This window comes from Flavobacterium sp. 3HN19-14, assembly GCF_051373205.1.
Taxonomy (GTDB): Bacteria; Bacteroidota; Bacteroidia; order Flavobacteriales; family Flavobacteriaceae; genus Flavobacterium.
The window spans coordinates 93374-106086 of the sequence record NZ_JBPPZT010000001.1 but is presented as its reverse complement, the minus strand read 5'-3'; the positions used below and the strand labels follow the sequence as shown (position 1 = coordinate 106086).

Genomic DNA, 12713 nt, shown 5'->3' with positions numbered 1-12713 from the left:
AAAAGCCTTGCAAGTAGTATTATCTAATTGTTAATTCTGATATTATTAACAATCAAATGTGCGGTTTTCGCGCTCGCGCCGACGCCGCCAAGCTTGTTTTCAAGCTCATTATATTGGGCAATCAGTTTTTTGCGGTGCGTTTCATCAAGCAATTTTTGAAGCTCTGATTTGATGGTTTTGCGGTTGCAGTTGTCCTGAAGTAATTCCGTCACAACTTCCTCATCCATAATTAAATTGACGAGCGAAATGTATTTCAGCGTAATCACACGGCGTGCAATTTGATAGGAAATCCAGCTGCCTTTGTAGCAAACGACTTCGGGACTTTAAAAAGCGCGGTTTCCAATGTCGCAGTTCCCGAAGTAACCAAAGCTGCATACGAATGGCTCAATAAATCGTAAGTTTTATTCGAAATGAATTTGATATTTTTATTCTTAAGAAATGGCGCATAGAATGAAAATTCCTGGCTTGGGCGCCTGCAATCACAAATTGATAACCTGGAAAATCTTCTGTTACGCTCAGCATTACCGACAGCATTTTTGCGATTTCCTGTTTGCGGCTTCCCGGAAGTAAGGCTATAATTGGCTTGTCATCTAAATTATTTTCGGCGATGAAAGTCTGCTGGTCGGTTTCAATGCGATTGTGAATGGCATCAATCAACGGATGGCCGACAAATTCAACCGGAAAATGGTGTTTCTTTCGTAAAAATCTTTTTCAAACGGAAGGATCACGTACAATTTGTCAAAATCGCGTTTGATGGCCTTGATTCGGTTTTCTTTCCAGGCCAGATTTGCGGCGAAATATAATAATGCGTTTTGATGCCGATTGATTTCGCCCATTTGGCTATGCGCATATTAAATCCGGGATAATCGATAAAAATAATGACATCAGGCTTGAATTGTAAAATATCAGCTTTGCAGAATTTGATATTGTCGAGGATGGTTTTCAGGTTCATGACCACTTCGGCAAAACCCATAAAAGCGAGTTCTTTGTAATGTTTTACGAGCGTGCCTTCGGATTGCTGCATCAAATCGCCGCCCCAAAAACGAATATCTGCGTTTGGATCTTCAACATAAAGTGCCTTCATCAGGTTCGAACCGTGCAAATCTCCAGATGCTTCTCCGGCAATGATATAGTATTTCATCCTTTAAAATTTAAACAAAGAAAGTCATAATTGCTAAAAAAATCACAGCGGCAATGATGCCTTTGGCCATCTCATCTTTTTTGAATTTCAGCAACAGGAAAAATACGCCGATATTCAATAGAGCGCCGAGTTTAACCAATCTTCCTAAAAGGCCTTCGTATTGTAAAACTTTTACGCCTTCGCTGAAACCATAGTCTGTAAATGCTTCTATAAAGATAAAACTGCCTAGCAAAGTAGTGGTCAATCCTAATAAAAATCCGTAAATCCAATGCAATTTATCCATTCAGATTCCAGGTGTTTAAATGTTGTATCGCGTGATGTGCCGTCAAATCATATTGAACAGGAACGACAGAAATATAACCATGCTCCAAAGCCCATTCATCGGTATCTTCGCCATTGTCGAGATTGACGAATTCGCCTGCCAGCCAATAATAATCGCGGCCGAAAGGTGTTTTGCGCTTGTCGAATTTTTCGGCCCAGATGGCTTTCGCCTGGCGGCAGATTTTGATGCCTTTGATTTCTTTTTCCTTTAATTTCGGAAGATTTACGTTTAAGACAACGCCTGGTGGAGCCCGTTTTCCAGCACTTCCAAAGCAATTTTCCTGATGAAACTTTTCGCCTGTTCAAAATCAGCATTCCATTCATAATCCAATAAAGAAAAGCCGATGGCGGGAATGCCTTCAATTCCGGCCTCGACAGCGGCACTCATCGTTCCCGAATAAATCACATTAATGGAGGAATTTGAACCGTGATTAATTCCTGAAACACACAAATCTGGTTTTTGCTTCAGGATTTCATTGACTGCCAGTTTGACGCAATCGACGGGCGTGCCCGAACAGCTGTATTCTGCAATCGCAGCATTTTCGGCAGAAATTTTATTGATATATAAGGTGTTATTGATTGTAATAGCGTGTCCGGTAGCGCTTTGCGGTTTGTCAGGCGCAACCACGGTCACGTTTCCGATTTCCATCATTACGTCAATAAGGGCGCGGATTCCGGGTGCTGTAATGCCGTCGTCATTGGTAACTAAAATCAGTGGTTTTTGTTTCATTATTTTATTTTATGCAATTTTCTGAAATCGATTGTATCATTTTTTGATTTTGTGCGACCAATCAATCGGGGAAAAGCTTTTTAATGGAATTTTAAGTTGCTAAAATAATCATTTTTGTGCGGAGTTCATTACATTAGCACCTTTAACAAAAATTTATGCGGAGCCCAAAATTATCGGCATGGTTTTTCCTTAATTTAGATTAAAAATTTGATGAATGCTATTTTAAGCTTTATGAAAAGAAATTATAAAATATTACTGGTTGTTGTTGCCTTATCGGTAGCATTGTGGAGTTTTATCCCGAAAGAAAAAAATAATGATCCTGAAAAGGATAAGCTGCTGTTGGAGCTGCTGACATTCGTCATCCAGAAAGGCCATTATGACCCGAAAGATATCGATGATAATTTCTCGAAAGGCATTTATAAAGATTATATCGCCGCATTAGATCCTGCGAAGCGCTTTTTCCTGCAATCTGATATCGATGAATTTGCGAAATATGAGACCGAGATCGACGACCAGATCAAAAATAAAGATTTGACGTTTTTCGATTTGACTTATAACCGTGTCCTTGAGCGTATAGCCGACAGTAAAAACTACTATAAAGACATTCTGTCAAAACCGTTTGATTTTACGGTTGATGAGCAATTCAGCACCGATTATGAAAAAGCGCCGTATGCCAAAACTGCTGCGGAATTAAAAGACAGATGGAGGAAACAACTGAAACTTTCCGCACTTTCTTCATTGGTTGACAAGCAGGAGTTAGAACAGGACAAGCTTAAGCCTTTTGATCCGAATGACGAAAAAGCCAAAGCTGATAAAGCGAAGGTTAAGGACGAAAAACCGAAATCTTTTGAGCAATTAGAAAAAGAAACGCGTGAAAGCTCAATGAAATCGCTTGACGAATACTTCAGCTTCATTAAAGACCAGAACCGCGATGATTATTTTGCTGTTTTCGTGAATTCGATAGCCGAGCGTTTTGATCCGCATACTTCTTATTTTGCACCGGATGACAAAGATAAATTCGATTTGAGCATGTCTGGAAAGCTCGAAGGAATTGGCGCAAGACTGCAAAAGAAAAACGATTTTACAGAAATTACGGAGTTGATTTCAGGCGGTCCGGCATGGAAAGGCAAAGAGCTTGAGCCAGGCGATGTTGTACTAAAAGTAGCACAGGGAACAGAAGAACCTGTTGATGTTGTCGGAATGAAAATTGACGATGTCGTAAAAAAAATCAAAAGGCACTAAAGGTACTGAAGTGCGCCTGACTGTTAAAAAAGTTGACGGAAGCATTAAAATAATTTCAATCATCCGTGATATTGTTGAAATAGATGAAACCTATGCAAAATCAAGTGTCGTCAAGAAAAACGGCAAGTTGTATGGGGTCATTTACCTTCCAAAATTTTACATCGATTTTGAAAATAAAGACAGCCGCGATGCCGCAAAAGATATCGCCCTTGAAGTTGAAAGACTGAAAAAACAAGGCGTTGAAGGTATTGCGCTTGATTTGCGTGACAATGGCGGCGGTTCATTAAGAACAGTTGTCGATATTGCCGGATTATTCATGGGGCAAGAACCTGTCGTACAGGTGAAATCTGCAGGAAAAACCAAAGAAGTTTTGTCTGATTCTGACAGCCGCATCCAATGGGATAGCCAGTTGGTGGTAATGATTAATAATTTCTCGGCATCAGCTTCAGAAATTCTCGCAGCTGCAATTCAGGATTATAAAAGAGGCGTCATTATCGGCAGCAAGCAATCTTATGGAAAAGGAACGGTTCAGAATGTAATCGACCTGAACCAATTTGTAAGAAACAGTGAAGTTGGCGATTTAGGAGCGCTTAAAACCACGACACAGAAATTCTACCGTATTAACGGTGGTTCAACGCAATTGAAAGGTGTGAGCAGTGATGTTGTAATGCCGACCATTATTCGTATATCGAAATCGGAGAACGCGATACAGACAATGCTATGGCTTGGGATAAAATCGATCAGGCGCCTTATACTGTTTGGGACAAGCAGCCTAACTTTGATGCTGCGATTGCGAACAGCAAGAAAAGAATTGCTGAGAATCCGCAGTTCAGAATGATTGATGAAGACGCAAAGTGGCTTAGCCGGAGAAAAGACGAAAATACTTACGATCTGAACTTTGAAAAATTTAAAAGACAACAGGATCGCCTTGAATTTGAAGCTAAAAAATTCAAAGCTATTGCAGATTATAAAAATCAACTGGCCTTTACGTCGTTACCTTACGAAGAAGAAATGACAGCGAAAGACCCCGTGCTTAAAGAAAAACGCGACAGATGGCATGAAAGCCTTTCAAAAGATGTTTACGTAGAAGAAGCACTAAATATTTTGTCAGATTTGCAACTTAAAGGCAACGTAAAGCCTACTACGGTAAATATTAAGAAAAAAGATAAATTGGTGAAATCTTAAGAAATTTCTCAAAAAAATAAAGCGCCCGATTTCGAAAGATTTCGGGCTTTTTATTTAAAAACGTTTTTTATTGGTAGGGTAAAAGACGCTAAAGCTTTTGTATAAGGTTTGGAGTAAGCGAATTATCTTAATGTAAGATTTTACATTTTTTTCCATTAGTTCACGACAATATGTTTAAATTGCTTCAAATTTAAAAGATACTATATGTCTTTAAAGATGTTTTTGCGCCATAAAACCAGTTTGCTTTTTTGTTTTGCCGCCCTATTATTTTCCAATTTAAATGCTTTGCACGCGCAATGCGCAGGTGCCGATGCCGCAATAACAGTCTGTGATGTGGCCAATTCTGCTAATCAGCACCTTGATCTTTTTGCGCTTTTAGGTTCGTACTGCCACTCCGGGCGGAACATGGACAAATCCTGTACAAAACGAAGCTCTTGACCTTTCGACCGGTATTTTAAATGTTTGGGAAATTAACTTAGCCGGGACTTATACTTATACATATACTGTAACTGGCGTTTCAGGTTGTGCAGACAACACGGCAACAGTAGCCGTTACCGTTGGTGCTTTTTCGGGTGTTCCGAGTCCGAATGGTTCTGCTTGCAACGATGATGAATCAGTGAATTTATTTCAGTTTTTTGCGGGTGATAATGTGCCGGCGCCTCAATTTGGAGGTTTCTGGGCAGGATAATAACAACACCGGTGCGCTTAACGGGAATAACCTGAATGCTACACAATCCGGATTGGGGACTTTTTCTTTCACCTATTCGCTTCCGCAAGTCGGAACTTGCCCGGCAATGCAGTCGACGGTTTTTGTGACGGTTTACAGAGCTCCGGTACCTGGTACGTCTCAAGGTTTGGTTTTTTGTGAGAATGATGATTTTAGTGCTTACACCAACGTAAATCTTTTCGGGCAATTATCTGGTGAAGATTCCAACGGATTGTGGTCAGAGAGTGGTACTTCAGAATTTTCAGGAATTTCAGACAGTACAATCGACATCCAGCATCTTTTTGACACCCATGGTGCAGGAACATACAATTTTACTTATACGGTTTTTCCGACCAATCCGATATGTATTCCAAAATCTGCATCTGTAACTATCGAAATAAAGAAAATACTTGATTTCACAGGAGCGACGCTTACAATTAACAGTGATATCTGTGAAAACGAAATTGCGACAGCAACCTACACCGGAACATTAACACAAGGAATCATGCCCATCCCGAATGGCAGTTACGAAATATTATGCCACATAGCGAGTACTTCTACGAATGGGAATGTCACAATTATTAGCCCACTTAATAATGGCGTAATGAATTTCAGTTTGCCAAGTACGCTATTTCAACAAGTAGGCGCATATACGATTACAATCATTGATATTCATGGGCAAGGAGCGAATCCGTGTGATAATATCATAAATGTGTCAGATGTACTCAATATTTTTCCAAGTCCGAAAATCGATAACGCTGTAATCTCCATTGATCCGATTTGTGTTGGTTTCCGGAATTTCAGTACAAATGACAGGTATCGGAAACTTGCCTGACGGCAATTACGAAATTACCTACAATTTAGCCGGCGCCAATGAAGCAACAGCGCAGTTAATTACGATAAGTGTAATTAGTGGCATTGCGACTTTTACAATTCCTGCAACAATGCTTTCAAATTCGGGCGGTACAGCCATTATCATTACCAATGTACTAGATTTGCAGACAGGATGTTCCAAGGCAGCTAATAAATCTAAAAATTTCATCATTAATCCACCACCCGCTACTGATCTTGATATTTCAGTGGCAAACAGTTGTGCCAATCAACCGGCTTCAGTTCTCATTTCGGGAATGGGTCAAATTAATAGTGTATCTGTAACTTATGACCTAAGCGGCGCCAATGTAGCGACCGGACAAACTGCTGTCTTTTCAGGGCAGGTCCGGAGCAGGAGTTTTTGCGATTCCCGGTGCGTTGCTCTCCAATAATGGTGCTACAACTGTCACAATCACTTCGGTAACAAATGTCCAGACCGGCTGTACTGCTACTGCCAATGAAAGTACTACATTTGAGGTATTTCCCGCACCCGATTTATCAAGTGTAAATGTCATAATCAATGATGTCTGTAAGGGGCAGCCTGTTAATGTCGCGATTTCCGGATTGGGTTCAGTAGCATCAATTACAGTGTTGTATAGCATCTCTGGTGCCAATAATAATGCAGGGCAAACCATTGATTTGAATGTTACTACGGGAAATGCAAATTTCGTACTCCCGGGCGGATTGCTGGCAAATACAGGCGATACGACATTTCAACTCATAAGCATAACCACTCATCCCAACGGGTGTATTATTCCTTTGATGCTTTCTAAATCATTTACTATTCATCCAATTCCGGAAGTCAATAACTTTTTAGTTGCCATTCCGAATATTTGTAAAGGGCAACCACTTACGGTTCGTGCTTTCCGGATTAGGCAATTTCGACAACCTTAATTTTACTTATACATTGAGTGGCGCTAATACATCAGCCGCACAAACTCAAACTATTGCTGTTACTGACGGTACTTCAACACTAAATATACCTGCTGCATTTGTAACCAATACCGGAGCTACCGTTTTCACTATTACCGCCGCTGCTAACCCTGTTGGCAATTGCAGTGTTGTGGCGAATATCATCAAAAATTTTGCTGTCAATCCGCTTTTAGATACAACTAATCTTACGATCGCCATACAAAACGTGTGCGTGAATAAACCGGTTACGGCAACCATTGGCGGCCTGACAGGTGCGACTTCGGTTACAATTTCTTATGATTTGAGTGGTGCCAACAGTGCGACGGGGCAGAATGCCACAATCAATTTGACAAATGGAAGCGGTAGTTTTGTCATTCCACCCGGATTGTTAACCGCTACAGGAGATACAATTCTGACCGTAAATGCCGTAGTCAATTCTCAAAATAGTTGTAATTCGCCGGTAGTTAATATTTTTGATGCTTTCTCCATTTTTACGTTACCTGAAATACCGTCGGCTTCCAATGCCGTTTATTGCCAACGTGAAAATCCGACCGTAGCCGATTTATTACCAAATGGTTCTCAATACAGATGGTATGATGCAATTGACGCAACAACGCCGTTAAGTCTTACGACGCCACTTACGGCCGGAAATTATTATGTGTCACAAGTCAATGCGAATAATTGTGAATCTGAAAAAACTGTGGTTGCAATCACTTTGATAGAACTTCAGCCGCCAACATTATCAACTGACGGGCAAAATTTTTGCGGCGCTGATAATCCCACAATCCAGAATTTGACTGCAAACATTACTACAGATAATGCAGTTGTATGGTTTGATGCACCGTCAGGCGGAAATCAATTGGCTGCCTCCGATTTGCTTGAAGAAGGTGTTACGTATTATGGATTTGATTTTTCCGAATCGATGAATTGTACTTCTTCGGAAGCGTTAGCGGTCACGGTTTCGCTTACAGTTTGCAACGAAGATCCGGAAGTTTACGATTTCTTCATTCCGGATGGATTTTCACCCAACGGAGACAATGTCAATGACACCTGGAGAATTCCGGATATCCAGTTCCTTTCCCAGATTATACTTATGAGATTTACAATCGCTACGGCAATATTTTATTCAAGGGAAACATCAACAAACCGGAGTGGGATGGAAAAGATTCCGAATCCAACGCAGTAGGCGGCATTGCCCCGAACGGTGTTTATTTTTACGTCGTTTATTTCAACAAAGGCAATAAGCCGTCAAAACAGGGCCGTTTGTACCTTAACCGGTAATCGGATTACCAAATCGAATTTCAGATGAAAAAAACAATACTGTTTATCATTTTTTTCTTTTTGCCAAGCACGCGACCGCCCAGCAGGATCCGGAATATACCCATTATATGTACAACATGAATATCGTGAATCCGGCTTACGCGACAGCAACGGAATCAGTCCTGAATTTAGGAGCGTTATATAGGACTCAATGGGTTGGAGCAGTCGGCGCGCCAAAAACCATCAATTTTTTCAGTCATATTCCCATCAATAAAAAAATAGAAACCGGAATTTCGATTATCTCAGATGATATCGGCGACGGCGCTAAAAAGGAAAATAATTTCTATGCAGATTTTGCATATATATTACAATTCAAAAACCGTCATCGTTTGTCGTTCGGATTAAAAGCAGGTTTTACAACACTGCAAACCAACTTCAACGGATTCAGGTTTGAAAGCGGCAATCCGGCAAGTGATGCGGCTTTTGCAGAAAACGTCAATATTTTTAAACCAAATATTGGTGCCGGAATTTATTATTTCACCAATCATTATTATATCGGTTTGTCGGCTCCGAATTTATTATCGAGCAAACATATCGAAGAAAGAAATGGCGTCAACGCTTACGGTTCAGAAGACATTCATAGTTTTTTAACGGCGGGATATGTATTTGATGTCACCCGGGATTTCAAATTAAAACCTGCTTTCATGACAAAAATCGTCAAAGGCGCACCACCAACTTTCGATATTTCTGCTAATGTTTTGTATCAGAATAAATTTGAATTGGGCGTCGCCTATCGGGTTAACGATGCTATCAGTGGTTTGGTAAATATCAATGTAACAAACAATCTGAGGATTGGATATGCCTACGACTATACGCTGTCAAACTTAGGACAATTCAATTCAGGAACGCACGAAATCATGTTGCTGTTCGATCTCGATTTAATGGGCAAAGGCTATGATAAATCTCCAAGATTCTTTTAATATGGGAAGCTGCAAAAGATTACTCGTCATTTTATGTGTGCTCGCTGCTCAGTTTGTTGGTGCACAGGATCTGGATTTAAAGAAAGCCGACCGTTATTTCGCCCGCACTTATTATAGCGAGGCATTGCCGATTTATGAAGTATTGGTCAATGAGAATCGATCGATGGAAGTCATGCGAAACCTGGCAGATTGCTATTATTATACAAATGACCTCGAAAATGCCAAAAAATGGTACCGCGCTTTAGTCAAAGGATTTAATGTGGATGAGGAATATTATTTCCGCTACATTCAAACCTTGAAAGCTGCCGGAGAATACGCCGAAGCGAATAAAGTAGCCCATGATTTCCTACAGAAAAGCAACAGTATAAAAGCAATTGACCAACTGGATTTTGATATTGAAAACCTCGAAAATATTTCAGCTATTGGAAATCGTTTTGATGTCAATGCACTTTCAATAAACACCAAAAATTCTGAATTCGGAGCTGTAAAATATGGGCAAAGCCTGATTTATGCCGGTACAAAAACAGGATGGCGTATTTGATAAAGTCTACAAATGGAACAATGAGAATTACCTTGATTTATTGGCCGTTCCGCTTGAGAAACTCGTTACAGGCGATTCGATTGCGACTTCTTTTGCCCCTGAAATCAATACGAAAATGCACGAAGCGAATGCCGTTTTTACCAAAGACGGCAAGACGATGTACTTTACGCGCAACAATTATAAGAAAGGAAAGCGCGGCAAAGACAAAAACAAAGTTTCAAACTTGCAGATTTTCAGGGCAGAACACGATGGCGCAAAATGGACGAATATCATTTCGCTTCCATTCAACAGTGACGATTATTCGACCGAACATCCGGCGCTCAGCAATGATGAAAAGACTTTGTATTTTGCTTCTGACATGCCTGGTTCATTGGGTTCATTCGACATTTATTCCGTTTCGGTAAATGGCGGCGTATTTGAAAAGCCTGTGAATCTGGGCGATAAGATCAACACGACAAAAAGGAGCAATTCCCTTTGTATCAAAAGACAACAAGCTTTATTTTTCATCGAACGGGCATTTTGGTTATGGTTCTATGGATGTTTTTGTATCTGATATTAAGAACGACACTTATTCTGAGCCACTTAACGTGGGGCTTCCATTGAATTCGGGTTATGACGATTTCGCTTTCAACATTGATTCTGATACGAAAGAAGGTTATTTTTCCTCTAACCGTCCTGGCGGAAAAGGAGCAGATGACATCTATTGGCTTAAAGAAACCAAACCGTTAATTATTGAAAACTGCAAGCAGTTCATTGCCGGCGTAATAACTGATATTGATACGAAATTACCGCTTGAAAATGCAAAAGTGCTATTGCAGGACGAAAACAAAAAAGAAATTGAAATTGTGAACACGAGTGCCGACGGAAAGTTCAGTTTCGCTGTTGCCTGCCTGAAGAGTTATACTGTTTCAGCGTCAAAAGAAGCCTATTCAAAAGATTCAAGGACATTAAAACTTAAGAAAGAACGCAATAAAATCAACGACGCTTCAATGACATTAAAATCTGATGCCGCAGTTAAAAAAGAAGCTGATATTGCCGCTCAAAAACAAAAAGAAGCCGACGATGCTGCAGCAAAAAAAGAGAAAGAACTCGCAGTAATCGGTAAAAAAGAAAAAGTTGAGAAAATCATTGCCGCCGAAAAAGACATTGTAAAAGACAAAGATCGGTTGCTTATCAAAACTGAACCAATTTACTTCGATTATGATTTGTGGTACATCCGAAAAGAATCCAAGCCAATACTCAATAAGGTAATCGCATTAATGAAGAAATATCCGGATATGGTGGTAGAAATTGGTTCGCACACTGATGTCCGCGGTAATAACCAGTACAATCTTGATTTGTCATCGAGGCGTGCGGCTTCTACGTTAGATTACTTTTTAGAGCAAGGAATTCCTGCGAACAGGATTTCTGCGAAGGGTTACGGAGAAACTGTTCCTATCATCAAATGTGTCCCGGATCATTCCTGTTCAGAAGAGCAGCATGAATTGAACAGGAGAAGTGAGTTTGTGATTAAAAGCCTTTAATAGTCAATTAGAGAGCCAAATCTTAAAATCTTCACTCTTAAGATTACCATTCATTGACCTTATCTGGCGTCCATCTTCACGAAGATAAACAGCAATACCGTAAAGCCCCAAAGTCCGAAACCACCATAAGAAAAGAATGGCAAAGGCACGCCAATAGTAGGGAATATGCCCAAAACCATTGCCGTATTCACAAAGAAATGGATGAACAATATCGAGGCGACGCAATAACCGTAAACGCGGCTAAATTTAGTCTTCTGTCGTTCTGCAAGGTATATAATCCTGAAAATTAATGCGACAAATAAAAGGACTACGACGAGCGAACCTACAAATCCCCATTCTTCACCAACCGTTGTGAAAATATAATCGGTATGTTGTTCCGGAACAAATCCGCCTTTGGTTTGCGTACCTTCCAGATAGCCTTTTCCTAATAATCCGCCGGAACCAATTGCGATTTCCGATTGGTTTGTGTTGTATCCAATCCCTTTTTCGTCGACCGCACGTCCTAACAAGATATTAAACCTATCACGATGGTGCTGCTGGAAAACGTTGTCAAATACATAACTCACCGATAAGCTGACTCCTGCCGTCATCACCAAAATCATAGTGCTCAGGATGAGGTTTCGGTTGACGATTTTACTTCGGTAATAATTAATAGCGAGAAGCCCTAGAGTAATCAAAATCACATACAACGGATTCTGCAATACCAATGTCATTATGAAAATGAGAATTCCGGCAAATCCAACCCACAGATACCACGCAGGCAATCCTTCCCGGTACAATACGAAAATCATCATGATGAAAATCAGGGCGCTTCCGGGATCATGTGGCGCAATCAGTAAAATTGGAAGAAATAAAATTCCTAATGCCTGAATTTGTCGGTTGACATCTTTCAAATTGACTTGTACATCGCTCAAATATTTCGCCAATGCCAACGCTGTCGCGGATTTTGCAAACTCTGCCGGTTGTAATCGCAAAGAACCAAAGGAATACCAATTGGCCTGCCCATTGACGCTTTTTCCAAGTACAAATAAGCCGGCAAGCGAAAGCAACGCAAAGCCGAAAATGATACTGGAAAATTTTTCATAAAACTTCCCGTCAACAGAAAGCACCACAATAATCAATGGAATTGCAAGCCCGATATACAGCAACTGCTTACCGTAAAACTGGTCGATGTCATACCAGGTCGTTTCAATTTCGGGCAACGATGAAGAATAAATATTCAGCCAGCCCAAAATCACCAAAACGATGTAAATCGTTACGATAACCCAATCTATATTGCTCCTGATGCTTTGGTTTTTCATT

At 40.4% G+C, this 12713-nt stretch carries 10 protein-coding genes and 4 pseudogenes; 10 read left to right on the top strand and 4 right to left on the bottom strand.

The window, feature by feature from the left end; all coding sequences use genetic code 11:
• Positions 1 to 23 precede the first annotated feature (23 nt).
• The 3 genes and pseudogenes from lpxB to surE form a co-directional block, all read right to left on the bottom strand.
• Positions 24 to 1141 (bottom strand): annotated as a pseudogene (gene lpxB / locus ACSLFW_RS00515) (lipid-A-disaccharide synthase).
• Positions 1142 to 1151: 10 nt separating this feature from the next.
• Positions 1152 to 1424, bottom strand: a complete 273-nt coding sequence (locus ACSLFW_RS00510) for a hypothetical protein (RefSeq protein WP_436554195.1) — start codon at positions 1422 to 1424, stop codon at positions 1152 to 1154.
• Positions 1417 to 2192, bottom strand: a pseudogene (surE, locus tag ACSLFW_RS00505) (5'/3'-nucleotidase SurE). The gene ACSLFW_RS00510 and the pseudogene surE overlap by 8 nt, the downstream one beginning before the upstream one ends.
• A gap of 210 nt (positions 2193 to 2402) precedes the next feature.
• Here surE and ACSLFW_RS00500 point away from each other — a divergent pair.
• The 10 genes and pseudogenes from ACSLFW_RS00500 (at position 2403) to ACSLFW_RS00455 (ending at position 11411) form a co-directional block, all read left to right on the top strand.
• Positions 2403 to 4619: pseudogene (locus ACSLFW_RS00500) on the top strand (carboxy terminal-processing peptidase).
• A gap of 665 nt (positions 4620 to 5284) precedes the next feature.
• Positions 5285 to 6160, top strand: coding sequence for a hypothetical protein (locus tag ACSLFW_RS00495; RefSeq protein WP_436554194.1), 876 nt, complete (start codon positions 5285 to 5287; stop codon positions 6158 to 6160).
• Positions 6135 to 6587 carry a hypothetical protein gene (locus tag ACSLFW_RS00490; RefSeq protein ID WP_436554193.1) on the top strand — a complete coding sequence of 151 codons (453 nt, stop codon included), beginning with the start codon at positions 6135 to 6137 and terminating at the stop codon, positions 6585 to 6587. Before ACSLFW_RS00495 ends, ACSLFW_RS00490 begins: the two co-directional genes overlap by 26 nt.
• On the top strand, positions 6574 to 7089 hold the full coding sequence (locus ACSLFW_RS00485) for a hypothetical protein (protein WP_436554192.1): 516 nt from the start codon (positions 6574 to 6576) through the stop codon (positions 7087 to 7089). The genes ACSLFW_RS00490 and ACSLFW_RS00485 overlap by 14 nt, the downstream gene beginning before the upstream one ends.
• Positions 7055 to 8293: a hypothetical protein gene (locus ACSLFW_RS00480; protein WP_436554191.1), complete on the top strand. Its 1239-nt coding sequence runs from the start codon at positions 7055 to 7057 to the stop codon at positions 8291 to 8293. The genes ACSLFW_RS00485 and ACSLFW_RS00480 overlap by 35 nt, the downstream gene beginning before the upstream one ends.
• On the top strand, positions 8206 to 8388 hold the full coding sequence (locus tag ACSLFW_RS00475) for a gliding motility-associated C-terminal domain-containing protein (protein WP_436557351.1): 183 nt from the start codon (positions 8206 to 8208) through the stop codon (positions 8386 to 8388). The genes ACSLFW_RS00480 and ACSLFW_RS00475 overlap by 88 nt, the downstream gene beginning before the upstream one ends.
• 107 nt (positions 8389 to 8495) lie before the next feature.
• Entirely contained in the window at positions 8496 to 9347 is an 852-nt protein-coding gene (locus ACSLFW_RS00470; RefSeq protein WP_436554190.1) for a PorP/SprF family type IX secretion system membrane protein, read from the top strand.
• Position 9348: 1 nt separating this feature from the next.
• On the top strand, positions 9349 to 9888 hold the full coding sequence (locus ACSLFW_RS00465) for a tetratricopeptide repeat protein (protein WP_436554189.1): 540 nt from the start codon (positions 9349 to 9351) through the stop codon (positions 9886 to 9888).
• Positions 9857 to 10441 carry a hypothetical protein gene (locus ACSLFW_RS00460; protein WP_436554188.1) on the top strand — a complete coding sequence of 195 codons (585 nt, stop codon included), beginning with the start codon at positions 9857 to 9859 and terminating at the stop codon, positions 10439 to 10441. The genes ACSLFW_RS00465 and ACSLFW_RS00460 overlap by 32 nt, the downstream gene beginning before the upstream one ends.
• Positions 10422 to 11411 carry an OmpA family protein gene (locus tag ACSLFW_RS00455; protein WP_436554187.1) on the top strand — a complete coding sequence of 330 codons (990 nt, stop codon included), beginning with the start codon at positions 10422 to 10424 and terminating at the stop codon, positions 11409 to 11411. Before ACSLFW_RS00460 ends, ACSLFW_RS00455 begins: the two co-directional genes overlap by 20 nt.
• Before the next feature lie 43 nt (positions 11412 to 11454).
• Here the strand turns inward: ACSLFW_RS00455 and rodA are convergent.
• Positions 11455 to 12712, bottom strand: a pseudogene (rodA, locus tag ACSLFW_RS00450) (rod shape-determining protein RodA).
• Position 12713: the final 1 nt, after the last annotated feature.

Excerpts from the sequence above, each read along its gene's own strand:
- ACSLFW_RS00510 (WP_436554195.1), bottom strand. The coding sequence starts at position 1,424 with ATGGATAAATTGCATTGGATTTACGGATTTTTATTAGGATTGACCACT.
- ACSLFW_RS00490 (WP_436554193.1), top strand. The coding sequence starts at position 6,135 with ATGACAGGTATCGGAAACTTGCCTGACGGCAATTACGAAATTACCTAC.
- ACSLFW_RS00470 (WP_436554190.1), top strand. The coding sequence starts at position 8,496 with ATGTACAACATGAATATCGTGAATCCGGCTTACGCGACAGCAACGGAA.
- ACSLFW_RS00465 (WP_436554189.1), top strand. The coding sequence starts at position 9,349 with ATGGGAAGCTGCAAAAGATTACTCGTCATTTTATGTGTGCTCGCTGCT.
- ACSLFW_RS00460 (WP_436554188.1), top strand. The coding sequence starts at position 9,857 with ATGCCGGTACAAAAACAGGATGGCGTATTTGATAAAGTCTACAAATGG.
- ACSLFW_RS00455 (WP_436554187.1), top strand. The coding sequence starts at position 10,422 with ATGGATGTTTTTGTATCTGATATTAAGAACGACACTTATTCTGAGCCA.